The sequence below is a fragment of the Pseudomonas sp. NPDC089534 genome (assembly GCF_044749305.1).
GTDB classification, from domain to species: Bacteria; Pseudomonadota; Gammaproteobacteria; order Pseudomonadales; family Pseudomonadaceae; genus Aquipseudomonas; species Aquipseudomonas ekonensis.
This window is the reverse complement of sequence record NZ_JBIVHR010000005.1, coordinates 22,528-46,147: the sequence shown is the minus strand read 5'-3', so window position 1 is coordinate 46,147 and position 23,620 is coordinate 22,528. Positions and strand designations below refer to the sequence as shown.

20 protein-coding genes are annotated in these 23,620 nt (G+C 67.3%); 2 read left to right on the top strand and 18 right to left on the bottom strand.

Translation table 11 applies throughout. The features are described from left to right. Positions 1 to 178 precede the first annotated feature (178 nt). The 11 genes from ACIP0B_RS02650 to ACIP0B_RS02600 all read right to left on the bottom strand — a co-directional run bounded on the left by ACIP0B_RS02650 (position 179) and on the right by ACIP0B_RS02600 (position 9,193). Complete coding sequence (locus ACIP0B_RS02650) at positions 179 to 1,684, bottom strand: YdgA family protein (protein ID WP_400829590.1); 1,506 nt, start codon at positions 1,682 to 1,684, stop codon at positions 179 to 181. 200 nt (positions 1,685 to 1,884) lie between these two features. Then, complete coding sequence (locus ACIP0B_RS02645) at positions 1,885 to 2,520, bottom strand: NADH:ubiquinone oxidoreductase subunit N (RefSeq protein ID WP_400829589.1); 636 nt, start codon at positions 2,518 to 2,520, stop codon at positions 1,885 to 1,887. A gap of 91 nt (positions 2,521 to 2,611) precedes the next feature. Then, the gene (locus ACIP0B_RS02640; RefSeq protein WP_400829587.1) at positions 2,612 to 4,054 is read right to left on the bottom strand and encodes an efflux transporter outer membrane subunit; all 1,443 of its coding nucleotides are present in this window, start codon (positions 4,052 to 4,054) and stop codon (positions 2,612 to 2,614) included. Continuing rightward, a complete protein-coding gene (locus ACIP0B_RS02635; protein ID WP_400829586.1) occupies positions 4,051 to 4,938 on the bottom strand; it encodes an efflux RND transporter periplasmic adaptor subunit in 888 nt (295 codons plus the stop codon). The genes ACIP0B_RS02640 and ACIP0B_RS02635 overlap by 4 nt, the downstream gene beginning before the upstream one ends. Beyond that, the gene (locus ACIP0B_RS02630) at positions 4,935 to 5,144 is read right to left on the bottom strand and encodes a DUF1656 domain-containing protein (protein WP_085582123.1); all 210 of its coding nucleotides are present in this window, start codon (positions 5,142 to 5,144) and stop codon (positions 4,935 to 4,937) included. The genes ACIP0B_RS02635 and ACIP0B_RS02630 overlap by 4 nt, the downstream gene beginning before the upstream one ends. Beyond that, on the bottom strand, positions 5,141 to 7,213 hold the full coding sequence (locus tag ACIP0B_RS02625) for an FUSC family protein (protein WP_400829585.1): 2,073 nt from the start codon (positions 7,211 to 7,213) through the stop codon (positions 5,141 to 5,143). The genes ACIP0B_RS02630 and ACIP0B_RS02625 overlap by 4 nt, the downstream gene beginning before the upstream one ends. After that, on the bottom strand, positions 7,210 to 7,638 hold the full coding sequence (locus ACIP0B_RS02620; RefSeq protein ID WP_085582227.1) for a MarR family winged helix-turn-helix transcriptional regulator: 429 nt from the start codon (positions 7,636 to 7,638) through the stop codon (positions 7,210 to 7,212). The genes ACIP0B_RS02625 and ACIP0B_RS02620 overlap by 4 nt, the downstream gene beginning before the upstream one ends. A gap of 123 nt (positions 7,639 to 7,761) precedes the next feature. Then, a complete protein-coding gene (locus ACIP0B_RS02615; protein WP_400829583.1) occupies positions 7,762 to 8,043 on the bottom strand; it encodes a type II toxin-antitoxin system RelE/ParE family toxin in 282 nt (93 codons plus the stop codon). Then, positions 8,033 to 8,278: a type II toxin-antitoxin system Phd/YefM family antitoxin gene (locus tag ACIP0B_RS02610; RefSeq protein WP_400829582.1), complete on the bottom strand. Its 246-nt coding sequence runs from the start codon at positions 8,276 to 8,278 to the stop codon at positions 8,033 to 8,035. The genes ACIP0B_RS02615 and ACIP0B_RS02610 overlap by 11 nt, the downstream gene beginning before the upstream one ends. A gap of 92 nt (positions 8,279 to 8,370) precedes the next feature. Beyond that, positions 8,371 to 8,616 (bottom strand): DUF2789 domain-containing protein, encoded by a 246-nt coding sequence (locus ACIP0B_RS02605; RefSeq protein WP_085631829.1) that lies wholly within the window; start codon positions 8,614 to 8,616, stop codon positions 8,371 to 8,373. 115 nt (positions 8,617 to 8,731) lie between these two features. Then, positions 8,732 to 9,193: an aminoacyl-tRNA deacylase gene (locus ACIP0B_RS02600; protein ID WP_400829581.1), complete on the bottom strand. Its 462-nt coding sequence runs from the start codon at positions 9,191 to 9,193 to the stop codon at positions 8,732 to 8,734. A 194-nt stretch (positions 9,194 to 9,387) separates the two neighbouring features. Between ACIP0B_RS02600 and ACIP0B_RS02595 the strand changes: the two genes are divergently transcribed. After that, complete coding sequence (locus ACIP0B_RS02595; protein WP_400829579.1) at positions 9,388 to 9,918, top strand: NfeD family protein; 531 nt, start codon at positions 9,388 to 9,390, stop codon at positions 9,916 to 9,918. A 2-nt stretch (positions 9,919 to 9,920) separates the two neighbouring features. Then, positions 9,921 to 10,679, top strand: coding sequence for a slipin family protein (locus tag ACIP0B_RS02590; RefSeq protein ID WP_400829578.1), 759 nt, complete (start codon positions 9,921 to 9,923; stop codon positions 10,677 to 10,679). Here ACIP0B_RS02590 and ACIP0B_RS02585 read toward each other — a convergent pair. From ACIP0B_RS02585 to ACIP0B_RS02555, 7 genes are all read right to left on the bottom strand, one after another. After that, positions 10,645 to 11,637 (bottom strand): sulfotransferase family protein, encoded by a 993-nt coding sequence (locus tag ACIP0B_RS02585; protein ID WP_400829577.1) that lies wholly within the window; start codon positions 11,635 to 11,637, stop codon positions 10,645 to 10,647. The two genes, ACIP0B_RS02590 and ACIP0B_RS02585, sit on opposite strands and share 35 nt — an antisense overlap. Continuing rightward, the gene (locus ACIP0B_RS02580; RefSeq protein WP_400829576.1) at positions 11,625 to 12,410 is read right to left on the bottom strand and encodes an aspartyl/asparaginyl beta-hydroxylase domain-containing protein; all 786 of its coding nucleotides are present in this window, start codon (positions 12,408 to 12,410) and stop codon (positions 11,625 to 11,627) included. Before ACIP0B_RS02580 ends, ACIP0B_RS02585 begins: the two co-directional genes overlap by 13 nt. Further along, positions 12,407 to 13,012 carry an adenylyl-sulfate kinase gene (gene cysC / locus ACIP0B_RS02575; RefSeq protein ID WP_400829574.1) on the bottom strand — a complete coding sequence of 202 codons (606 nt, stop codon included), beginning with the start codon at positions 13,010 to 13,012 and terminating at the stop codon, positions 12,407 to 12,409. Before cysC ends, ACIP0B_RS02580 begins: the two co-directional genes overlap by 4 nt. Further along, positions 12,996 to 14,510: a TolC family protein gene (locus tag ACIP0B_RS02570; protein WP_400829573.1), complete on the bottom strand. Its 1,515-nt coding sequence runs from the start codon at positions 14,508 to 14,510 to the stop codon at positions 12,996 to 12,998. The genes cysC and ACIP0B_RS02570 overlap by 17 nt, the downstream gene beginning before the upstream one ends. A 41-nt stretch (positions 14,511 to 14,551) precedes the next feature. Further along, positions 14,552 to 20,926: an Ig-like domain-containing protein gene (locus ACIP0B_RS02565; protein ID WP_400829658.1), complete on the bottom strand. Its 6,375-nt coding sequence runs from the start codon at positions 20,924 to 20,926 to the stop codon at positions 14,552 to 14,554. A gap of 52 nt (positions 20,927 to 20,978) precedes the next feature. Beyond that, entirely contained in the window at positions 20,979 to 21,815 is an 837-nt protein-coding gene (locus tag ACIP0B_RS02560) for a sulfotransferase family protein (protein WP_400829571.1), read from the bottom strand. Between the two features lie 149 nt (positions 21,816 to 21,964). Beyond that, complete coding sequence (locus tag ACIP0B_RS02555) at positions 21,965 to 23,551, bottom strand: glycosyltransferase family 39 protein (RefSeq protein ID WP_400829570.1); 1,587 nt, start codon at positions 23,549 to 23,551, stop codon at positions 21,965 to 21,967. Positions 23,552 to 23,620 lie beyond the last annotated feature (69 nt).

The window sequence follows — 23,620 nt, the reverse complement described above, 5'->3', positions numbered from 1 at the left end:
ACCCGGCCAAGCTTATCCAGGCAGTCTTGCACGCAAGCGTAGACCAATATCGGCAACGCAATAATTATTCAGAATTGCCGTGACGGTTCCCCTACCGGCCGAAAACCCGGACGCCAGACAGCAAAACGCCCGGCGTCTGCGGTACGCAGAGGCCGGGCGCCGTGGCGTTGCGGGGCGGTTACTGAACCTGGCTGACGCCGGCGAACTTGCCCATCAGGAAGCCGACGAACTGCTCGACGGTCATCTTCTGGCCGTTGAACTCCACCTGGTTGGCGGCGTAGTGCAGTTTGGTCGTGACGTTGGTGCCGTCCAGGGTCGCCAACTGCGAGCCGACCGCCATGCCGGCGAACATGTCGGTGGCGGCGCTGGCCTGGTCGACGATGGCCTTGGCGTCGGTCTGGCCGTCGAGCTGCGCCTGAACGCTCATCAGGTCCACCAGCATCGGCTTGGACACCAGCACGTTGAGGTCGAGCAGGGCGATCAGTTGCTTGCCCAGTTGGTCCGGCGGCAGGTCCATCGACTGCGGCTTGGCCAGGTCGATCACCAGGTTGGCGCGGCTTTCGCCGTTGGCGGTCTTGAGCGACAGGTTCTCCAGCGCCACTTGGGGTCCTGCGGCCAGCAGTTTCTGCAGGTCGGCCTTGACCTGGGCCTCTTCGGCCGGGGTCAGGTTCAGCTCCGGCGACGGCAGGCCGGCTTCGGCGGCTTCGGCAGCGGCCTTCTCGTAGGGCTGCAGCTTGGTCTGGTAGATCTGCATCAGCGACATCGTCGACGGAATGTCGAGGTTCTTCAGGCTCATGGCCAGGTTGGCCGAGCCGATCTTCTTGTCGTTGAGGGTGACCTCGCCGATCTTGTAGTCGGCGCGGCCCGAGGCGCTGGAGCCGGTCTCTTCGGTGAGGTTCTTCATCTCGAAGTTCTTGATGCCCAGCACCGACTGCTTGGCGCCGAAGGTGGTCTTGCTGTTGGTCAGCTCCAGGGTGTTCTCCCCGGTGTAGTAGCCGTAGGTGCTCTTGGTGAGGTTGCTGGCCAGGGTCAGGCCGCTGAGCTCGACCTGCACCGGCGCTTCGTCTTCGGCGACGGTGGTCAGGTGCAGGCTGTCCATGTAGCCGTTGGCCTTGACCTTCTGGGCCTGGGCGCTGGCGGAGATGTCCATGTTCAGGCCGGAGAACTTGAGGCTCGACTTGTCGTCCAGGGCCGTCTCCAGCGGCAGCAGTTCGAGGGTGCCGGTGGTGGATTCGTCGTAGCCGATGTTGACCACGCCCTTGAGCGGCGCGGCGCCCTTGGTGGCGGCGAACCATTTTTCCGTCAGCGGGGTCTTTTCCAGCGCGTAGTGACTGCTGGCCATGACCGGCAGCCACTTGAACGACGCCAGCCGCGAGAACGGCAGCGGGCCGTGTTCGATGCGGTCGGTGAACAGCAGCTCGACCGGCGCCTCGCCGAACATTTCGCCCTCGCCCTTGAGGCGGTACTGCGCGGTGCTGCTGAAGGTGTGGCGCTCCAGGGACACCAGCTCCAGCGACGCGCTGCCGTTGGAACCGGCCATGGCGGCCTGCAGTTCCTTGTTGGCGTTGGCGACGGCGTTGTTCAGCACGCCTTCGATTTTGGTGCCGGTGTACCACGCCCCGCCGGCGCTGACGGCGCCGATGGCAACAACGATTCCCAGAAGCACGCCTGCTGATTTATTCATGAATGACCCGATCGATTTCCGTGGCTGAAAGTGTGGTCGTCTTCCTTGAACCCGTGATCGGGCCGCGGCACGACTCCGCTGGATTTAGCGGTGCAGATTAGCACCGCCGGCGCGGCAGGGCCCAGTGTTTAAAGGTTAAAGAGTGTCCATGGCGAGGGGGAATGGTGGCGGGCGCAGAGGGCCGGGCACTCGCCTCGGCCTCAGGAATACTGCACCTCGATCTCGTCCAGTTGATGGTCGAAGCTTTTGAGCCGCGCCGTCCAGGTGAACACCAGCACTTCGAAGTCCCGGTCGATCACCGCGCCGCCGGGGCCGTCGTTGCGCGGGTCGCAGAAGTCCAGCTGGTAGCGCTCGCGGGCCATGGCCGTGGCGACGTCGGACAGCTCACGGGCGTTGTTGAGCCAGTGCCAGCCGTCGCTGGCGACTTGCTTGTCGAGCTCCAGGCACTGCTTTTTCAGGGCATCCAGGCTTTTTTCCAGCGGCGTGCCGGTGAGTTCGCCCATGACTTCGGCGAAGGTGCGCCCCGGTTGCCAGTAGCTGCCCCAGAAATACCGGTCGAACACGGTCTCGACCCGGCGCAGCGCGACTTTGGTGTCCCAGATCAGCAGCAGCACCTTGCTTTGCTCCAGCTGGCGCTTCTTCAGCCGCCGGACCTGCACCAGAGACCAGGCCACCACCACGATCCCCATGACCGCGATCAGGGCCACGGTGCTGTCGAGGAACACCATGGCCTTATCGATCTGGTGGGCCAGCATGATGCCGTAGAAATAGGTGGCCGAGAGCAGCACCAGCGCTACCACGGCGCACCAGAAGCCAAGAGCGTAAGGGTTTTTCATTATTGGTTTCCCCGACCTGCGCAAGCCCAGTGCGCTGCAAGGGCGCCTTGCACCGGGCGCCCTTCCAACACTTCAAAGCATAGCAACGGCCTCAGGGTTTGCCGGTGCCCGACGCTTGCGTTCGTCCGCTTTCCCAGCCGCCGCCCAGGGCCAGGAACAGATCGATCTGGCTCAGGGCGACCTGGGTGTTGGCCGACGCCAGCTGCGCCCGCACATCGGTGTAGGTGCGGGTGGCCTGCAGGTCGGCGAGGAACGACGCGCGGCCGGCCTGGTAGAAGCGGTGGGTCTGCTCCGCCGCCTGCTTCGCCGACTGCTCGGCATCGGCCAAGGCTTCGCGGCGCTGCAGTTGGGCGCTGTATTGGGCCAGGCCGGTCTGGGTCTCGCGGACGGCGTTCAGGACGACGCCGTCGAAGTGCGCCAGGGCGCCCTGGGTCGACGCTTCGGCCTCGCGGATGCGCGCCCGGGCGCCGTTGGTCGGCACGTTCCAGCTCAACGAAGGGCCGAAGCCCCAGCGGTTGGTGGACGGTTTGCCGAGGTCGTCCAGCAGGCCGACGGTGCCGATCGTCGCACCGAAGCTGATGTCCGGGTACAGCTCGCCGGTGGCGATGCCGATGCCGGCGGTCGCGGCGGCCAGTTGCCGCTCGGCCTGGCGCACGTCGGGGCGGCGCTTGAGCAACGCGGCGCCGTCGCCGACGGGCATCAGTTGCGCGACCTTCGGCAGCTCGGCGCACCCGGCGGTGCCGGCCGGCAGCTGCGCCACCGGCTTGGCCAGCAGCATCGACAGGCGGAACAGCCCGGCCTGCCGCGCAGCCTCGTAGCGCGGCAGGTCGGCCCGCAGGGATTTCAGTTGGGTCTGGGAGCGGGTGACCTGGGTCTCGTCGCCCCGGCCGGCGTCGCGCAGGCGCTGGGTGAGCCGGGTGCTCTGGTCCTGCAGGTCGAGGGAATGCTGGGCGATTTCGCGCTCTTCGTTGGCGGCGCAGACCTGGGTGTAGGCCCGCACCACATCCGCCACCAGGGTGATGCGGGCGGTGTCGGCGGCGGCCTGGGTCGCGTCGGCGCTGGCCTTGGCCGCTTCGATGCCGCGCTGCAGCTTGCCGAACAGGTCGAACTGGTAAGAGGCGCTGATGGCGATCTCGCCGATGTTGTCCACCGGCACCTTTTCCGGCAGCAGGAACGCTTCGCCGGACTCCTGCAGGCGCTGGGCGCCCATCTTCACCCCGCCGCTCCAGCCGCCGGCCGCCTCGGCCTCGTCGACCCGGGCCCGGGCCCGCGACAGGTTGGCCGCCGCCACCCGCAGATCGGTGTTGGAGGCCACGGCCTGCTGCACCAGCTCGTTGAGCCGGGGATCCTGATACAGGCGCCACCAGTCGGCCGGCACCGGCGCCGACACCACCGGCTTGCCGTCCACCGCCAACTCGCCCTGCAGGTCGTGGCGCTGCACCGCCGCTTCGCCCGGCAGGCGGTAGTCGGGCCCGACCACCTGACAGGCCGACAGCAACGCGCCCAGCCCGGCGACCATCAGCGCCCGGTTCATTGCGCGGACTCCTGCCGGCCGTCCTCGATGATCGACACCGTGGCGGTGCGCCCGGCGATCATGCGGAAATCCTCCGGCACGTCATCGAACGCGATGCGCACCGGAATCCGCTGCGCCAGCCGCACCCAGCTGAAGGCCGGGTTGACGTTGGGCAGCAGGTTGCTGCCGCTGGTGCGGTCGCGGTCCTCGATGCCGGCCACGATGCTTTCGACATGCCCGCGCAGCTTCGCCCGGTCGCCGATCACCCGGATGTCCACGGCCTGGCCGACGCGGATGCCGTCCAGCTTGGTCTCCTCGAAATAGCCGTCGATGTGGAAGGAGTTGCTGTCGACCACCGACAGCACCGGACGCCCGGCGGTGACGAACTCCTGGGCACGCGGCGCGCGGTCGTTGACGTAGCCGTCCACCGGGCTGCGGATCACCGAGCGGTCGAGGTTGAGCTGGGCGCTGTCCACCGCCACCAGCGCTTCGGTCAGCGCCGACTGGGCACGGGCGACCTTGGACAGGCTCTCCTCCAGTTGCTCGGCCGGCACCAGGCTGCCCAGGCCCCGGTTGCGCTTGGCCTCGCGCTGCGCCTGGGCGAGGGTCTCTTCGCGGTCGGCGACGGCGGCCTTGGCCTGGCGCAGGGCCAGGCGGAAACGGTCCGGGTCGATGCTGAACAGCACCTGGCCGCGCTTGACCGGCTGGTTGTCCTTCACTTCCACCTGCTGGATCAGCCCGGACACGTCCGGGGCGATCTGCACGATGTCGGCGCGGATGTGGCCGTCGCGGGTCCAGGGCGCGAACATGTAGTACATCACCATGCGCCACACCACCACGACGGCGAACGTCACGATCAACAGGGTCAGCACGGTGCGGCCGAGCGTCAAAAACGGTTTTTTCATGTCATCAGGTATCGGCTGAGGGAATCCACGGCGCCCAGCAGCAAGGCGTACAGCGCCACGTTGAACAACGCCCGGTGCCAGACCAGGCGGTAGAAATGCAGGCGCGTGAGCACGCCGTGCACCAGCAGGAACAACAGGTACGTGATGCCCATCAGGATCAGCAGCGTGGGCAGGAAGATGCCGCTGATGTCCAGGTCACCGATCATAGGGGCGCTCCATCGATGCCGTGAGGCAACGGTTCTTCGGGTTCGGCGTTGCCGAGAAACTCGACGCCGGGCAGCAGCGCCAGGCGCAGGCCGCTCAGGGCATGCAACAGGTGCAGCCGGGTTTCGTCATCGCCCTGGCCACTGAGGGCCCGGCGGGTGCGGTCCATCGTCATCAGCAGGGGGCTGGGCGCCGGCAGGCGTTCGCCGGCCTTGAGGCAGGCGCGGAAGTAGTCGCCGACTTCCGCCACCACCTGCTGCAGCAGCGCCTGCGGCGTGCCGGGCACCCGCGGCGTGTAGGCCAGCAGGTCGAGCAGGTTCAGCCCCACCCGCACTTCGCGCAGGGCGATGCCGGTGTCCTGGCCGGTCAGCGCCAGGCGCGGCAGGTGCTGCATCAGGCGGTCGAGCAGTTGCACGCCCAGTTGCCGGTGTTCGGCGAGGTTCGCCGGCTCCGTCATGCGGACGATGTCCTTCCAGCTGAACCGGGTCAGGCGCTTGGCCGCCAGCTCGGCGCCGAACGGCCGGGCCACCAGCGTCCAGATGAACGCGAACAGCAGCCCCATGGGCCCCGCCAGGTTGGAGTTGGCGAAGGCGAAGAAATCCGCGTCGTAGGCGCCCTGGATGCTGATGAACGACGAGGTGTTGACCAGCGTCAGCAGCATGCCGAGATAGAAGCGCGGCTGCACCGTCAGAGTGCCGACGCAGATGAACGGCACGGCGAACGCCAGCACCAGCATCGGGAAGTCATGCAGGTTGGGCAGCACCAGGAACAGGTACAGGCTGGCGAACAGCACCGACATCGCGGTCCAGAAGAAGAACCGGTAGATCTGCGGCGCCGGGTCGTCCATCGAGGCGAAGAAGCTGCACGACACCGCCGCCAGGATCACCGCGCTGCCGCCGTCGGTCCAGCCGAGCAGGATCCACAGCACCGACGCGACGATGATCGCCAGGATGGTCGAGGCCACCGAATACAGCATCAGCCCGCGGTCGAGGAACGGCGTCAGGCGACCGAGGCGCCAGTGCCGGTAGACCGCACGCCAGCTGTCCTGGCGCTCGCAGAGGATCGCGTCCTGCAGCGAGCGGCAGTCCTGCCACAGGTCGATGAACTCGGCCAGGCGGTACAGCGCGTTGGAGAACAGCAACTGCTTGCGCTCGTCCAGGGCCTGCGCGTCCGGCTGCAGGGCGTCGAGCCGGTCTTTCAGGGCCTGCCAACGCTCAAGGTCGGCGTCCTTGTGGCCGAGCCACTCGCTGGTGGCCGCCAGCAGCGGCGCGAACCGGTCCACCAGCTCCGGCGTGCGGCGCTCAAGGGCATAGAGCGCATCGTCGAGGGCGTCGATCACCGGCAGCAGGTGGATCATCCGCCCGCGCAGCTCCTTGGTGTTGCGCACCGTCTGGGGCCGGGCGCCTTCGTGGGGCAGTTGGCCGATCATCAGTTCGAGGCTGTTGAAGCTGCCGACCATGGCCATGCGCAGGGCGCCGATCTCTTCCGGGCGCACGTCGCGGCCCAGGAAGCGCAGGCTGTAGGTCGTCGCGTCGGCGAACCACTTGCCCACCGCGTTGTTGAACACCGGAGCCAGTCGGCGCGGCCAGAACATCGCCCCGACCACCGCCGCCACGGCGATGCCGAGGAAGATCTCCTCGGTGCGCGCCTCGGCCACGTCCCACACCGCCAACGGGTTGTCCACCACCGGCAGGGCGATCAGCGGCAAGGTGTAGCCGGCAAGCATCAGCGCATAGTTGTTGGCGGTGCGCAGGTGCAGCGAGAGAAACAGCAGGATCCCCGTCCACAGCGCGATGACCACCACCAGCACGTAAGGGCTCTGGACGAACATCGGCACGAACAGCACCGCCGCCGCCGCGCCGAGGAATGTCCCGATGGCGCGGTACAGGGCCTTGGAACTGGTGGGCCCGAGGAAGGGGCTGGAGACGATGTACACCGTGGCCATCGCCCAATACGGACGCGGCATCTGCATGAGCAGGGCGATGTACAGCGCGATCATCGAAGCGGCGAAGGTGCGGATCCCGTAGAACCAGTCCCGGGCCGGAGGAAAGCCGGAAAAGAAGCCGTTCACGGATGGGTCACCGCCAGCGGACTCGCCGCCTCGAAAGCCTTCAATACCCGAAGCGTAGCTTCCAGATCGCGCCGGTCGATGCCTTCCAGCACCTCATGGCGCAGGCGCACCAGTTCGGCCTCGACCGCCTGCACCAGCTCGCGGCCGGTGTCGGTCAGGCTCAGGCATTTGGCGCGGCGGTCCTGGGGGTCTTCGCTGCGGCAGACATACCCGGCGTGGCACAGCTGATCCAGCAGGCGCACCAGCGACGGGCTTTCCATCCCCGCCGCCTGCGCCACCTGCACCTGACGCACGCCCTCGCCCAGGCGGCCGATCATCAGCAGCGGGACGGCGCAGGCTTCGGAGATGCCGTAGTTGACCAGCGTGGTCTGGCAGATTTTGCGCCAATGACGGGCGGCCACCACCATGGCACTGCTGATGTTCATCTGGAGGATGTCGAGGTTGTCGGACACGGGCGAGGCACATACTGTTAGTTTGCTAACTATCAATATGGCATTGGCGGGGAATTTCAGTCAAGTTTTGAAACAAATTACTGGTCAGGCCTCAGATCAACGCTTTTTCGCGTTTTCGTAGACGTCACTGCGCTCACGCTTACCCACCGCGACGACCGACACCACGATCCGCTCATCGATCACCTGATAGACCAGTCGGTAACCGGAGGCCCTGAGTTTGATCTTGAAGCAGTCAGGCATTCCATGCAGCGCGTCCGCCGGAATGCGCGGTCGCTCAAGACGCTCACCCAGTTTCTTTTTGAATTGATCGCGTAGCGTATGACCCAGCTTGTTCCATTCTTTTTGCGCAGACGGCAGGAATTCGAGCTTATAGGTCATCCAGGCTTACCGGTATAGGGGTTTCGTGGCTGCGGGAGCGGACGATTTCCGCCAACTCAAGATCATCGAGCCGCTCCATCAAAGCCTCGTAGACATCAGCCGGCACCATGTAACCCATGACCCGATTATGATTGAGGACAGCAACGGCCCCCCCGTGCGCGCCGCTAAGCACCGCGGAAGGGTTTCTCTTCAGTTCAGAAACGCTGACGGCCATGTCGGCCAATACACTTTGCATAATAAAAGACCTCAAATGAGGTCGTAATTCTGGTCTAAAAATGCACCACCAACAAGTCAGCCCGACACCTGCCACTCACGGCATGCACCCGGTCAGCCAGCGCGCCCCTTTCTCAACATCACATCCAACTGATCCACCACCTCCGCCCAATCCGCGTCATCCAGAATCTCGTCCCGCAGAAAGGCCTTCTGCGCCTCGTTCCAGAAAAACGCATCGGCCAGGTGCAGTTCCGGCTTGAGCGGGGAATGGGTGGCGATGAACTGGTCGATGCCGGCCGGATCGCTGGCCAGGCCGAGCTGCTTGAACAACGCTGAAAGGCTGTGGGTGGGGTTTTCCATGTCTGGCTCCTTTAAAAATCGCGGACAAGAGAAAGACTGCGGGAGCCCGCCTGCCGCCGTCATCGCGGTCAGGCCCGCTCCCGCAGGTTCTTTGGCGTGCACAGCAGGGCGGGGACTAATCGCTCAATTCCCGCACCTGTGCATGGGGCACCGCCTTGAGGTACTCGGGCAGGCTCATGTGCAGCAGGTTGTTGTGGTTGCCGGCTTCCAGGTAGATGTCTTTCTGCCGGGTCAGCAGCGGGTCGATCACCATGTCGAGCCCGTAGGCGTCGCCCAGCGGCGGCACCGCGCCGCGCTCGCAGTCGTCGAACAGGTGCGCCAGGTTGCTTTCGCGGGTGATCTGCCATTCCCCGCTGTCCGGCATTTTGCTCAAGTCCAGATGATGGCTGGCGGGCAGCACGGCCATCAGGTAGTGCCCGTGGCGATCGTCGAGGATCACCGATTTGGCCACCCGCTCCGCCGGCACCCCGGCGACCCGCGCCGTTTCCAGGCTGCTGGAGGAGTGCGGATGGGCGACGATGTCGTATTCGCATTGCGCCCGTTTCAGGCTGCTCTGCACCTTTCTTGCCATACGCATGATGCACCTCGGTGCCCGCCGGAGTTGCGCGGCGGACGGTCATGAATGCTGTTGCCGTCCCCAAAGTCTAGTCCGGCGAGGCGTCCGCGCCGGGAATTCCGCCCACTGGCGGCGTGCCCGGATTGATCAGAAATCATCCAGGCCGAGGCTCAACTAAACTGTAGGAGGAGCCCCTGACTTTCCCGGAGGGCCACGTGAACACCCGTTGCTGTGCGCTTGCCCTGTTGATGCTGCTGAGCGGATCGGCCTTGGCGGCGGATGTCCCGTTGCCGGCGGTCAACCCGGTGGGCCTGTGGCTGATCACCCTGGGCATCGCGTTTCTGATCGCCGAAGCCGCGCTGCCCAACTACGGCGTGATCGGGCTGGGCGGCATCGTCATGTTCGTGATCGGCGCGCTGATCCTGGGCAACGCCGAACCGCCGGTGCCGATGATGATCGGCCTGGGCCTGGTCAGCGCGGTGCTGCTGGCCGCGCTGCTCTGGCGGGCCCTGAAGACCCGGCCGCGCCAACCGGTCAGCGGCGACGCCGGCCTGCTCGGCAGCGTGACCGCGGTCACTGTCGTGGAGCCGGGCGATGGCCGCAGCGGCTGGGTGCAATTGCAGGGAGAACGCTGGCAGGTGCTCAGCCCCACGCCGCTGCGCACCGGGCAACCGGTGCGGGTGGTGGGCCGCAGGGGCCTGTTGCTGCAAGTGGCCGCGGCTGACGCGGCACCGCTCGGAGAGTGATCATGGGTCTGCAAATCGGTTTTGTCGCGCTGCTGCTGTTGCTCATTGCCCTGGCCGGCTCGACGTTCCGCATCCTGCGCGAATACGAACGGGGCGTGGTGTTCCAGCTCGGGCGCTTCTGGCAGGTCAAGGGGCCGGGGCTGATCCTGCTGATTCCCGTGGTGCAGCAGATGGTGCGGGTGAACCTGCGCACCATCGTCCTCGACGTGCCGCCCCAGGACGTGATCACCCGCGACAACGTGTCGGTGAAGGTCAACGCGGTGCTGTACTTCCGCGTGCTCGACCCGCAGAAGGCGATCATCCAGGTCGAAGACTTCCTCATGGCCACCAGCCAACTGGCCCAGACCACCCTGCGCGCGGTGCTCGGCAAGCATGAGCTGGACGAACTGCTGGCCGAACGGGAGCGGCTGAACATCGACATCCAGCAGGTGCTGGACGCCCAGACCGACGCCTGGGGCATCAAGGTCGCCAACGTCGAGATCAAGCACGTCGACCTCAACGAGTCGATGGTGCGCGCCATCGCCAAGCAGGCCGAGGCGGAACGGGAGCGCCGGGCCAAGGTGATCCACGCCGAAGGCGAACTGCAGGCCTCGGAAAAGCTCATGCAGGCCGCCGAGATGCTCGGCCGCCAATCGGGCGCCATGCAATTGCGCTACATGCAGACCTTGAGTTCGATCGCCGGGGACAAGAGCTCGACGATCGTCTTTCCGCTGCCGATCGAGCTGCTCAAAGGGATGACCGACCCGGCAAAGACGCCTTGACCTCGCCGCAGGCGGTGTCCAGCCGCAGCGCCTCCAGCGCCCGGTAAGGCGCCCTGGCGTAATGCTCCACCCTCGCGCGCAACGGCGCCGACGCCTCGCGGCGCTTGCCTTCGCCATCCGCGACGAACACCTGCGACGGCTGTTTCGCGTGCTGCAAGGTCGCCGTCAGCGCCCGCCGGCACTGTTCGGCATTCAGGCCGAACAACGTCGCCAGGCGCCCGCCCATCGCTTCGGGCAACTCGCTGTAGTTCACCGCCAGCCCGCCGGAATCGCGGCAGTGCACCCACCCGGCTTCCAGCAGGCGCCCCAGGCGCCGGGCGATGAAGTCTTCGCGGCCCTCGAACGGCAGGCCGTCGTCCAGCACGCAGTCGCCGAGCATCCCCGGCACCATGTGCATGCCGGGCCGGCGCAGGTGGGAAACGGCGATCTCCAGCGGGTCGCGGTAGACGAACAGCCACGGCACCTGCGCAAAGCACTCGCGCAGCAGCGGCCATTCACCGATGTTCCACGCATCGAGCTTGATCACCAGCCGCTGTTCGCTGCCGCGCCGCCGCTGGCCGTAGGCCGACAGCAACCCGGCGATGGCCGCCCGGCGTTCAGGCGCCGGCAGGTCGCTGCGCAGCAGGGCGTCGAGCGGCGGCGGTTCGGACACGACGATGTGATCATCGAGCCGGGCCAGCATCTGGCTGATCAAGGTCGAACCGCAACGCGAGGCATGCAGGACGAACGCGCTCGGCGCAAGGCCGGGGCTGTCCGCCTGCCAGTCCGTCAGCGCCGACAGCGGCGTCTGCCGGCGCAAGGCCTGGTTGAACGGCAGCCGCAACGCATCGTCCACCGCATCGCGGAAAAACGGCTGGCGCAACGGCGCATCGCCGAACCAGCACCAGTCCACCTGCCAATGCCCGGCCTCGTTCCAGATGCGGATCGGCAGCCAGCCGTCGAGATTCATGCCCGCCATTGCCCGCTCCATGTCCGGCGGCCGTTGCGCATCGCGGCGCGCAGCTCCTGCGGCGAAAGCGACAAGCCGTGTTCGGCGGCCAATGCCACGGTGCAGTCGATGAACTGTTCGGGATCGGCCAACGCCTGCAATCTCGCGCAGAGCGCCGGGTCATCGGCCACCAGACGCCGGAAACGCTGCAGGGCCGTGTCTTCGGCGCCGGGGGACGGCGTGCTCGGCAGACCTTCGCCGATCATGCGGTTCAGCCAGGGGCCTGGCCGGCAATCGAGCACCAGATGGATCCGCGCAGCGCTGTCGCGGTTGTCGACCCGGTGAGGTCGCGAGAGGTCGAGGAACCAGCACTCCCCGGCCTGCATCGGCATGCGTTGGCCGTCCAGCCAAAAATCCACGGCGGGCGGGCTGAGCAGCGGAATGTGCAGGCGCAGATCCGCATCGGCCCCTTCGAGGTCGTAGTCGCGGTGCTCGTGAATCCGCCCGCCCGGCCCCAGCCGCAGCAACCGGGCGCTCACGATCTCCAGCGGCAGCTCACGCAGCGCCTGGCGCCAGCGGCGATCGTTGAGCCAAGGGGCCCGTTGCACAGGCTCGGCGTAGCCGGGCGACAGCTCGGTCAGCGCGTCCGAGGGGGAAATCAGCGCCACGCCGCTCCAGTCGCCGGCAAAGTACGCGGTGTTGAAATGCCCCCGCCAGGCGCCCTCGTCAATCGCCGCCAGCGCCTGCAGCAGCAACGGCAGATCCACCGCCACCGGCAGCCGGGAGAACGCCGGCCGGCTCATGCCTTGGGCACCACCGCCGACTCTGCGAGCCAGGTCAGCAGACGGTCCAGGCAGGCCGCGACCGGCAGCGCGCCGGTGTCGAGCACCAGCGACGCCTGCGCCGGCGGCTCGTAAGGCGCCGAGACGCCGGTGAAGCCCGTCAGTTCGCCGCGCCGCGCCCGGGCGTAATGCCCTTTCGGGTCGCGTTGCTCGCAGATCGCCAGCGACGCGCTGCACCAGACTTCGCGGTAATCGTCGCCCAACCGGCGGACGAACACGTCGCGCAGCTCCGCCAGCGGCGCGATCATCGCCAGGATCACGATCTGCCCGTTCTCCACCAGCAAGGCCGCCAGCTCGCTGGCGCGGCGGATGTTCTCCAGCCGGTCGGCGTCGGCAAAACCCAGATCCCGGTTGAGCCCGGTGCGCAAGCCGTCGCCGTCGAGCACCACGCTGTGCAGGCCGCGCCCGAACAGGTCGGCGTGCAGCGCCTGGGCCAGGGTGGACTTGCCCGCCGCCGGCAGGCCGGTCAGCAAGATGGCCGCGCCGCGGTGGCCGTTGCGGGCCTCCCGTTGCGCACGGCTGATGCTGGCGACCGGCGCCAGCACGTCACTGCGCTGGGGCATGGGCCACCGGCACCGAGATGTCGCCCGACGCCCACGCCGCTTCGCGGTTGGCCAGCGCGGTGGCGATCGACTGCACCTCGGTCGACTGCACCTGGTCCGGCAGCGGGTCGAGACCGGCGCTGGCGAAGATCTGGCCGTAGGCGTTGCGCAGGTCGGCATAGGACAGGTCCCGGCGCAGGTCGGCCTGCAGGTTGTTCAGCTCGCCCTGGATCAGATCCAGCTCACCGAGGCCGGCGGCCTGGTGACGGTTGCGCAGCTGACCGACGATCTGGCCGTCGATCTCCGACAGTTGCTGGCTGGTCTTGAACTGGCGCAGCGCCTCCTGATAGTTGGCGTTGGCCACGTACAGCTGGGCCAGCACCGCCACCGACATCGCCTGGCGACGGGCGGCAGCGACTTCTTCACCGGCCTTGGCCACGTCGATGGCCGCCGGGGCGGAGATCACGTTGAACAGGTTCCAGGTGACTTTCACGCCGTAGTCGGCCCAGCCCTGTTCGACGAGGAACGAGTTGCTGTCGTAATGCCCGCCGGCGGAGAACTCCAGCCCCGGCAGCATGCGCAGCATGGCCTTGCGGGTCTCGGCGGCGCTGATGCGGGTCTGGTAGTCCTGCTCGCGCAGTTCCGGACGGTTGGTCAGGGCTTCCTGTTCCAGCTTGGCCAGGTCGACCTTGAGTTCCGGGATCTGGTAGCCGTCGTCGGTGGCCAGGGTCAGCTCGGAGCCCATCGGCAGGTTGATCAGGGTCGCCAGTTCGGTCTTGGCCAGCGACAGCGCACGGCGCTGCTCTTCCAGCTGGCGGGTCGCCTCGATCAGCGAACGCTGGTAGCCGAGGGCCTGCACCGGGTCGCCGATGCGCTGGTCGCTCATGCTCTGGCTGTTGCGCCGGGCGGCGTCGACCCGGGCCATCAAGGCATCGATCTGCTTGAGCAGGCGTTCGGCGGCCATTGCCCGCCAATAGGCCGAGCGCACGTCCTGGACGATGGTGTTGATCACCTTGCGCCGGCGCTCCTGAACGATCAGGCGCTGGTCGCCCTGCTGCTTGGCACTGATGTAGCTGACGCCGAAGTCGAGGACGTTCCAGACCATGGTCAGGTCGGCGACGTCGCGGTCGCGGTCCTGGGAGGTCGACGGTTCCAGGGACTGGGTGCCGGTGCGCACGCTCTGGCTGCTGGAGGCGCTGACGTTGTTGCGCCCCACGTAGCCGGCGTCCAGCGCCATGCGCGGCAGCATGTCGAAGCTGGCGAGGTCGAGCTGCCGCTTGGCCAGCGCCTCCTCCATGACCTTGAGCCGGCCTTCGAGGTTGTACTTCACCGCGCGGGCCATGGCCTGGTGCAGGGTCAGCGGACCGTGCAGCGGCTCCTGGCCCTTGTACATGTTCTGCAGATCGCTCCTGGCCCGCTGCTCGCTGACACTGCGCTCGATCGGCTCGCTGGTGACCGCACATCCGCTGATCGCAAGCGCCAGCAGGCTGGCGCCGAACAACTTCTGACTCTTCTTCATCCCTGGATCGCCCCTTGGGTCCAACAAATGGTGTGTTGTTTTTATGCGGCCGGCGTTTCGCTGACGCCGATCTGCTTGAGCGCCGCCGCCAGGCTGTCGACCCGGTGCTGCTCGCTGTCCTTGAACTCCTGCAGTTGCTGGCCCAGGGTCGGCGCGCCGAACACGCCGCGCAGGCCCTGGGAAATGTCGCCGCCCTTGACCGAATGGCCGTCGAAGGCGTTGATCGCCTCACGCTCGGCATCGCTGGCCTGATTGAACAGGCCGGCGAAGGTACTGCTGCCGAACACCCCGCCGTCGCCCCCGCCGAAACCGAGGAAACCGTGGCCGGTCCCGTCGCCGTAGGTGCTGTCGCCGAACACCTGGGCGATGAAGCTGGGGCTCAGCGCACCGCGGTTGATGAAGATGTCGCCGAGCGGACGGATGCCGTCGCCGATCACCCGTTGCTCGAACAGCGGCGAGAAGGTCAGCGGCGAGCCGAGGTTGCCGGTGGGCGGGGCGAACACGATCGGTTGCAGCGGCACGTAAGGCGGCGGCGCTACGGTCACCGGGTCGCTGCTGCGGAACTCCGGATCCGGGGTCACCACCACGGTCGGCGACGTCGGCGCCGGCGGCACGGTGTTGATCACGTAGTTGCCGGACTGGCTGACCCCGCTGCCGCTGTTGCCGGACAGGTCGCTGACCCCGGCGGCGTTGACGCTGATCGCGTTGCTGGCGCTGTTGACGTTGGCGTTCGGCGTCAGGGTCGCGGTCCAGGTCTTGCCGCCGTCGCTGCTGCTCAGGTTGGACAGGGTGCCGTTGGCGACGCTGATGTCCGCCAGGTCGAAGCCGCTGACCGCCTCGTTGAAGGTGATGGTCACCTGGGAGGTCTGGCCGATGCCCAGGCTCGGGTTGGCCACCACTACCGTCGCGGTGGGCCGTTCGGCGTCGAGGGCGTAGTTGTTCGACACCGCCACGGTGCTGCCGGCGTTGCCCGCAAGGTCCGTGACGTTGCTGGTGTCGAGGGCGATGAAGTTGCTCGGGTCGGTGACGTTCGCGGTCGGCGTGAAGGTCGCCGTCCAGGTCTTGCCGCCGTCGCTGCTGCTCAGGTTGCTCAGGTCGCCGTTGGTGACGCTGAGGTCCGACAGGTCGAAGTTGCTCACCGCCTCGCTGAAGGTGAAGGTCACGGTGGTGGTCTGGCCGATGCCCAGGTGCGGGTTGGCCACCACGATGTTCACCGTCGGCCGGGTCGCGTCGAGGATGTAGTTGTTGGAGAGGGCGATGCTTGCGCCGAGGTTGCCGGCCGCGTCCTGCACGCCGGCGGTGTCGAGCACGATCAGGTTGGTCGCGTCGTTGATGCCGGCGGTCGGCGTCAGCGTGGCGGTCCAGGTCACGCCGCCGTCGCTGCTGCTCAGGTTCGACAGCACGCCGTTGGCGACGCTGATGTCCGACAGGTCGAAACCGCTCACCGCCTCGCTGAAGGTGATGGTCACGGTGGTGGTCTCGCCGATGCCCAGGCGGTTGTCGGCGACCGTGATGGTGGCGGTCGGCAACGCGGTGTCGATGGCGAAGTTGTTGGAGTCGGTGGTGCCCACCCCGCTGTTGCCCGAGGCGTTGGTCACCCCGGCGTTGTTCAGGGTGATCAGGTTGGTGGTGTCGGTGATGTTGGCGGTCGGGGTGAACGTCGCCGTCCAGGTGATGCCGCCGTCGCTGCTGCTGACGTTGCTCAACGTGCCGTTGGCGAGGGTCAGGTCGCTGTTGTCGAAGCCGCTCACCGCCTCGTTGAAGGTGATGGTCACCAGGGACGTTTCACCGGCCTTGAGGGCGGTGTCGGCGACGACGATGGTCGCGGTCGGCACCAGGGTGTTCACCGTGAAGTTGGCCGAGCTGGTGGTGCCGAGGCCGGCGTTGCCCGCCACGTCGGTGTAGCCGGCGTTGTTGAGGACGATGAGGTTGGTGTTGTCGGTCACGCCCAGGGCCGGCGTGAAGGTCGCCGTCCAGGTGATGCCGCCGTCGCTCGAGGTGACGTTGCTCAGGGTGCCGTTGGGGATGCTGAGGTCGCTGTTGTCGAACCCGGTCACCGCCTCGCTGAAGGTGATGGTCACCGTGGTGGTCTCGCCCGGGCGCAGGTCGGTGTCGGCCATGACGATGGTCGCGGTCGGGCGCTGGCTGTCGACCGCGTAGTTGTTCGAGTCGGTGCTGCCGCTGCCGGCGTTGCCCGTCAGGTCGGCGACGCCGGTGTTGTCCAGGGTGATCAGGTTGGTGGTGTCGGTGATGCCCGCCGCCGGGGTGAAGGTCGCCGTCCAGGTGATGTTGTCCGAGGTGGTCAGGCCGCTGAGCGTGCCGTTTTCCGCGGTCAGGTCGGCGAGGCTGAACCCGGTCACCGCTTCGCTGAAGGTGATGGTCACCGTGGTGGTCTGGCCGACGCCGAGCGCCGTGTCGGCCACCACGATGGTGGCGGTCGGGCGCTGGGTGTCGATGGCGTAGTTGTTCGAGTCGGTGGTGCCGCTGCCGGCGTTGCCGACGCCGTTCTGCACCCCGGAATTGTCCAGGGTGATCAGGTTGCTGGTGTCGGTGATGTTCGCGGTCGGGGTGAACGTCGCCGTCCAGGTGACGCCGCCGTCGGCGCTGCTCACCGCGCTCAGGGTGCCGTTGGCGACGGTCAGGTCGGCGTTGGTGAACCCGGTGACCGCTTCGCTGAACGTGATGGTCACCAGCGAGGTGCCGCCGACCCCCAGGCTGGTGTTGGCGACCACGATGGTGGCCGTCGGCACCTGCGTGTTGATCGTGAAGTTGCCCGAGTTGGTGGTGCCGCTGCCGGCGTTGCCGGCCAGGTCGGCGATGCCGGTGTTGGCCAGGGTGATCACGTTGGTGGCGTCGTTGATGCCCGTGCTCGGGGTGAAGGTCGCCGTCCAGGTGATGCCGCCGTCGCTGCTGCTCACCGCGCTCAACGTGCCGTTGGGGATGGTCAGGTCGGCGTTGGTGAAGCCGGTGACGGCTTCGCTGAACGTGATGGTCACCAGCGAGGTCTCGCCGGCGGCGAGGTTGCTGTCGGCCATGACGATGGTCGCCGTCGGCCGCTGGGTGTCGATGGCGTAGTTGTTCGAATCGGTGGTGCCGCTGCCGGCGTTGCCCGACGTGTCCGCGACCCCGGTGTTGTCCAGGGTGATCAGGTTGGTGGCGTCGGTGACGTTGGCGGTCGGCGTGAAGGTCGCCGTCCAGGTGATGCCGCCGTCGCTGCTGCTCACCGCGCTCAGGGTGCCGTTGGCGATGGTGAGGTCGGCGTTGGTGAAGCCGGTCACCGCCTCGCTGAAGGTGATGGTCACCAGCGAGGTCTGGCCGACGGCCAGGGTGGGGTTCGCGACCACGACAGTGGCGGTCGGGCGCTGGGTGTCGACGGCGTAGTTGTTCGAGTCGGTGGTGCCGATGCCGGCGTTGCCCGCCGCGTCGGTGACCCCGGTGTTGTCCAGGGTGATGACGTTGGTGGCGTCGGTGATGTTGGCGGTCGGCGTGAAGGTCGCCGTCCAGGTGATGCCGCCGTCGCTGCTGCTCACCGCGCTCAGGGTGCCGTTGGCGATGGTCAGGTCGGCGTTGGTGAAGCCGGTCACCGCCTCGCTGAAGGTGATGGTCACCAGCGAGGTCTCGCCGATCTTCAGCGCAGTGTCGGCCACCACGATGGTGGCGGTCGGGCGCGCCGTGTCGATGGCGTAGTTGTTGGAGTTGGTGGTGCCGCTGCCGGCGTTGCCGGCCAGGTCGGCGATGCCGGTGTTGTCCAGGGTGACCAGGTTGGTGGTGTCGGTGATGTTGGCGTTCGGCGTCAGGGTGGCCGTCCAGGTGATGCCGCCGTCGCTGCTGCTCAGGCCCGACAGCGTGCCGTTGGCCACGGTCAGGTCGGCGGTGGTGAAGCCGGTCACCGCTTCGCTGAAGGTGATGGTCACCAGCGAGGTCTCGCCGGCCGCCAGGCTCGTGTCCGTCACGACGATGGTCGCGGTCGGGCGCTGGGTGTCGATGGTGAAGTTGGCCGAGTCGGTGGTGCCGCTGCCGGCGTTGCCCGACAGGTCGACGACGCCGGTGTTGTCCAGGGTGATCAGGTTGGTGGTGTCGGTGATGCTCGCGGTCGGCGTGAACGTCGCCGTCCAGGTGATGCCGCCATCGCTGCTGCTCACCGCGCTCAGGGTGCCGTTGGGGATCGTCAGGTCGGCGTTGGTGAAGCCGCTCACGGCTTCGCTGAAGGTGATGGTCACCTGCGAGGTTTCGCCGACCTTCAGGGCCGAATCGGCCAGCACGATGGTCGCGGTCGGCCGCTGGGTGTCGATGGCGTAGTTGTTCGACGAGGTGGTGCCGACGCCCGCCGCGCCGTCGGAGACCGCCGTCACCCCGGTGTTGTCCAGGACGATCAGGTTGGTGGTGTCGGTGATGCCGTTGGTCGGGGTGAACGTCGCCGTCCAGGTGATGCCGCCGTCGGCGCTGCTCACCGCGCTCAGGGTGCCGTTGGCGATGGTCAGGTCGGCGTTGGTGAAACCGGTCACCGCCCGGCTGAAGGTGATGGTCACCAGCGAGGTCTCACCGATCTTCAGCGCGGTGTCGGACACCACGATGGTGGCGGTCGGCGGTTCCACGTACGCGGTGTTGAGGGTACCGCCGTTGTTGAAGATCGCCGCGAAAGCCGTCGGCGACGCGCCCGTCGAGCCGCCGCCCTGGGCCGTGCCGCCCGCGCCGCTGCCGGCGGCGTTGCCGCTGATGGCGGCGAAGTTGGCGGCGGTGATCAGCACCGTGCCGCCTTGGTTCCAGATGGCGCCGACGCCGCGCCCGGCGATCCCGCCGTTGCTGGCGTTGCTGCCCTGGCCGCCGCCGCCGCCCCCGCCGCCGCCCGCACCGATGTTGTTGCTGATGACGGACGTGCCGACGATCTTCAGGGTGCCGCTGGCCGCGTTGTAGATACCGCCGGCCGCGTTGCCGCCGGCCCCGCCGACCTTGTCCCAGCCGGCCCCGCCACCGCCGCCGCCGATGGAAATGGTGCCGTTGCTCGCCGTGCCGCCGTTGCCGCCGTTGCTGTAGTTGGACACGCCCAGGCCGCCGGTGCCGCCGGTGGTGCCGCCGCCACGGCCGCCCATCTTGACCGCGTCGTAGCCGCCGCCGTAGCCGCCGACGCCGGCGGTTGCGGCCCCGCCGCCCAGCGTACCGACGCCGGGGCCTGCGGTGCCGCCATGGCCGCCGCCCTGGCCGCCGATGCCGCCGCCGCCGCCCCCGCCGCCGCCGTAGAACGCGCCCGTGACACCGCCGCCGCCACCGCCGCCGGCCGCCGCGTTGCTGGTGACCGAAACGTTGCTGAGGGTCAGGATGCCGGCGTTGAAGATCCCGCCGCCCATGGCGCCGGCCGCGCCGTAGCCGCCGTTGCCGCCGTTGCCCGACACCAGCCCGCGGGTGATCACCAGGCCGTCCAGCGTCACCGTGCTGCCGGAGGCGATTTCCACCACCCGCGTCTTGTACTGGCCGTCGAGCGTCACGTCGGCCACGCCGTCGTTGTTCAGGTCGCCGTCGACGGTGATGTTCTTGTTGATCAGCAGCTCGGAGGTGAGCTGCACGGTCATGCCGGAGCTGAACGTGACGATGTCGCCGTTCTGCGCCGAGACCAGCGCCGCCCGCAGCGAGCCGACGCCGGTGTCGAGGTTGTTGGTCGCGGTCCAGGTGGCCAGGCCCCACTGGTACTCGCTCATCGACTTGGCCGACAGCACGTTGGCGCTTTCGATGGTGCCGGTGGCGATTTCCAGGTCCCAGTCGCCGCCCACGCCGGTGCGGTTGCTCGACGCCGCCACGTCGCGCCCGGTCAGCTGCGCCAGGGAATCGACGAAGCTCAGGCCGCGGTCGCCCTCGGCGGTGTAGCAGCCGTAGATCAGGATGTCGCCGCCGGCGTTCATGTCCTTGCCGATTTGCGCCAGCACCGCGCTGCGTTGGGCGACGTTGTCCGCCGACAGGTAGCTGTTGCCCAGCCACAGGTCGCCGGCGTTGCCGTGGGCGATGATCTGCACCGAGCTCACGCCATGGTGCTGGTCGAGGTAGTCGGCGATCTGCTGCAGGCCGTCCTTGCCCGCGTCGAGCTTCACCACCTGGGTGCCGGGGGCGACGCCCTGGAGCAGGCTGTCGGCGTCCTTGACCCGGGAATCGACGAACACCACGCTCTGGCCGGGCACCGCGACGGGGCTGGCGGCGGGCGCGGCATCGGCCTGGCCGTGGGTGTCCTTGCTGGCGACCGGGTGGTCGGCGGCCGGCGCCTTGGCGGCGTCGGCGGCGGGGTGGCTGTCAGCCTGGGCGGCGGTGTCGGCGACGGTCGCCGCCACGGCGCCGTCGAACAGCATGCGCGGCTCCAGCGACATGATCATCGGCGCGGCCAGCGTCCGTGCACCCTCGGTTACCCGCGCGTGTTTCTTGCTCCACCACATGTTGCTCACCCGGACTCGAACAGTTGTGACGCATCAATGAAAAACGCCGCGATCAACTGATCGCGGCGTCGGACTTCATACGAATGACATTGGCGGCGCTGGCTGAGCCATCGAGCCAAAAGGACAGATCGGCGTATTGCTTGAACAGGTCCGGCGGCAGGATGGTGCGCCGGGACTGCAGGGCGACCCTGGGCTTGACCTTGTGCAGGCCGGACACGCCCAGGGCTTGGTCGAACTCGGGCGCGTCGTAGGCCAGATGCTCGAAATCGTGTTCGAACCACGGCTCGCCGATGAACTCGTAGACCAGCCGCAGCACCCGCTCCGGGGCCTGGGTCAGCAGGTCGTAGTCGATGATCAGCAAGGAATCGGCGTGCTCGCCGTAATAGGCTTCCTTGAGCGCCGCCCAGGCGAAGCCCACCAGGCGGTTGCGCTGTGCCAGGGTCTCGCAGCGGCTGTAGACGGTGTTGCGCTCGCCGGCGTCGCCGAACAGCTTGGTGTTCTCGAAGGGATTGGCGCGGTACAGCCGCTCCAGGCTGTCCATCACCCAGGCGACGTTGCGCACGCAGGCGATCACTTTGGCATTGGGGAACAGGTCGTTGATCGCCGGCAGGCGGGCGCTCCACTGGCGGTTGGTGTCGAACACCACCGGTTTGTCGGCCTTGTCGGCGTAGTAGGACTGGAACAGGCCGCGCAGCAGGCGGCGGCGCATGTCGGTGTCGATCACCGCGCCGAACTCGCTGCCGGCGCTGCATTGTTCCAGGACCCCTGAGAACAGCGCGCCCACCGGGCTGGTCATGCCGGCATGAAAGCGCGGGTTCTGCAGCAGGATCGCAGAAAGAAGGGTCGAACCTGATCGCGGCAAGCCGGAGATAAAGTGGAACTGCTGCATCCCTTCACCAAATGGTTAAGTCCTTTTGTCGGACAGAGCGTAGCCCATCAATAACCTTTCGACTAGTGGTGTTTTGATATCAAATCGAAGCTAAATCGACCTTGGCCATCCTTTTGGCGAATGACCGGGCCGGTGAATCGTTTAAGCGCTCATCCCCCCGGTTTATCGGCACTTGGCCGCCGATACAGGCGAGCGTAGGCGCCGCTGGCCTGCATATCGTCCGTTTTCTGCCATCCTTCGGGCAACGGGTCGAACTCGGGCGGTTCATCCAGCGATCCGACCAGCCACACCCGCTGACTGCGCTCGGGCAGGTCGGTGAGGCGATCCAGGTACACGTCGGCGCTCACCAGGGTGCCGAAGCCGTACTCGTTCGGGCGGGTCGACCGGCCGTCGGCGGCGGGCGGAGTGAACAGCCGCACCTGGGCGCCGGTGCGGTCGTAGTACACGTAGCTCAAATACCAGAGCATGTCGCTGGTGACGATCCGGTCGCCGGGGGCGAAATGCCGGTTGACGTAATCGACCAGGACATTGAACTGGTCATTGCGGTCGACCGAGGCATTGTTGTCCAGGCCTATCAGTTCCACGCCGATCAGTGAAGCCAGCACCGCCAACGCCAGTACCCGCAAACGGGCGTACAGACGGTCGACGGCCATTGCCGCCAACATCGGCAGGCCCAACGCATAGGCCGTCAAGTAGCGGTCGATGAACATCGGGGTGACGAACGACACCGCAAACACCAGGAACAGCGGCAGGCCCGTGTAGAGCGCGAGCAGCACACTGGCGTGGCTCACGCTGCGGTCACGGACGACGGCGACCCCCGCCAGCCCCAGCAGCGCCAGCGGCAGGGCACCGAACACAAGCAACGGCAGTTGCATGCCGTCGTCCAGGATCATCCACGTCCAGATCATCGACGGCAGGGAGGCGAACGTGACCGGATCTTCCCATCCCACATCGCCGCCGACCTTGAGATCCTCCATGTGCCGCAGCAGATCGAGCAGATTGGGCAACCATGGCAGAAAGAGCACGGCGATGCCCAGATTGGCCAGCCACCAGTCCCGCCGCTGGATGTGCCGCAGGCGAAAACCGGGGAGCAGGCGGATCAGTCCCAGGTAGGACCAATGGCTGAGCGCCGCCAGTACGGCGAAATAGTGGGTATAGAGCGCGGCGCCCATCAGCAGCGCGTAAAACACCAGATAACGTTTGCGCCGCGGTTGCCGGACCCAATACGCCAACGCCAGCGTGGCGGCGGTCAGCAACAGCCCGAGCATCGCATACATGCGCACATCCTGGCTGTAGCCCACCGCCGTCGGCAGCAGCGCCAGCAGCACGCCGGCCATGACGGCAGCGCGGCGGGTGGCCAGCCGGTCCACCAGCCACATGCCCAGCCCGACCGTGGCGACCCCCGCCAGCGCACTGAAGCAACGGATCGCAAAGACCCCGTCGCCGAACAGCCCGATCCAACCGTGCAGCAGCATGAAGTACAGCGGCGGATGCACATCGAAAGCGGCATGGCGCCAGATCTCGGCCAACGGATACCGCGCCAGCAGCACGCTTGACCCTTCGTCGCCCCAGATCGCCGATGCCGTCAGGCCGTAGAACCGCACCACCGCCGCCAACAGCAAGATCGGTATCAGGCCGTTGCGGCGCACCCAGCGCAGCAGCCGCCGCAGGTGCGCACCCGGAGCGGCGAACGGCTCCTGAGCGTCCCCGAACGGTGTTTCACGACGCGCTTCCATCGCCCTCCCCTTGTGCTTGCCACTGAAAACCTGTCCCCCGGAACGCTCACTGTAGGCCAGCGCCCCCCC

Coding starts and splice junctions, on each gene's coding strand:
- ACIP0B_RS02650 (WP_400829590.1), bottom strand. CDS start 1,684: ATGAATAAATCAGCAGGCGTGCTTCTGGGAATCGTTGTTGCCATCGGC.
- ACIP0B_RS02645 (WP_400829589.1), bottom strand. CDS start 2,520: ATGAAAAACCCTTACGCTCTTGGCTTCTGGTGCGCCGTGGTAGCGCTG.
- ACIP0B_RS02640 (WP_400829587.1), bottom strand. CDS start 4,054: ATGAACCGGGCGCTGATGGTCGCCGGGCTGGGCGCGTTGCTGTCGGCC.
- ACIP0B_RS02635 (WP_400829586.1), bottom strand. CDS start 4,938: ATGAAAAAACCGTTTTTGACGCTCGGCCGCACCGTGCTGACCCTGTTG.
- ACIP0B_RS02630 (WP_085582123.1), bottom strand. CDS start 5,144: ATGATCGGTGACCTGGACATCAGCGGCATCTTCCTGCCCACGCTGCTG.
- ACIP0B_RS02620 (WP_085582227.1), bottom strand. CDS start 7,638: ATGAACATCAGCAGTGCCATGGTGGTGGCCGCCCGTCATTGGCGCAAA.
- ACIP0B_RS02615 (WP_400829583.1), bottom strand. CDS start 8,043: ATGACCTATAAGCTCGAATTCCTGCCGTCTGCGCAAAAAGAATGGAAC.
- ACIP0B_RS02610 (WP_400829582.1), bottom strand. CDS start 8,278: ATGCAAAGTGTATTGGCCGACATGGCCGTCAGCGTTTCTGAACTGAAG.
- ACIP0B_RS02605 (WP_085631829.1), bottom strand. CDS start 8,616: ATGGAAAACCCCACCCACAGCCTTTCAGCGTTGTTCAAGCAGCTCGGC.
- ACIP0B_RS02600 (WP_400829581.1), bottom strand. CDS start 9,193: ATGCGTATGGCAAGAAAGGTGCAGAGCAGCCTGAAACGGGCGCAATGC.
- ACIP0B_RS02590 (WP_400829578.1), top strand. CDS start 9,921: ATGGGTCTGCAAATCGGTTTTGTCGCGCTGCTGCTGTTGCTCATTGCC.
- ACIP0B_RS02585 (WP_400829577.1), bottom strand. CDS start 11,637: ATGGCGGGCATGAATCTCGACGGCTGGCTGCCGATCCGCATCTGGAAC.
- ACIP0B_RS02580 (WP_400829576.1), bottom strand. CDS start 12,410: ATGAGCCGGCCGGCGTTCTCCCGGCTGCCGGTGGCGGTGGATCTGCCG.
- cysC (WP_400829574.1), bottom strand. CDS start 13,012: ATGCCCCAGCGCAGTGACGTGCTGGCGCCGGTCGCCAGCATCAGCCGT.
- ACIP0B_RS02570 (WP_400829573.1), bottom strand. CDS start 14,510: ATGAAGAAGAGTCAGAAGTTGTTCGGCGCCAGCCTGCTGGCGCTTGCG.
- ACIP0B_RS02565 (WP_400829658.1), bottom strand. CDS start 20,926: ATGTGGTGGAGCAAGAAACACGCGCGGGTAACCGAGGGTGCACGGACG.
- ACIP0B_RS02560 (WP_400829571.1), bottom strand. CDS start 21,815: ATGCAGCAGTTCCACTTTATCTCCGGCTTGCCGCGATCAGGTTCGACC.
- ACIP0B_RS02555 (WP_400829570.1), bottom strand. CDS start 23,551: ATGGAAGCGCGTCGTGAAACACCGTTCGGGGACGCTCAGGAGCCGTTC.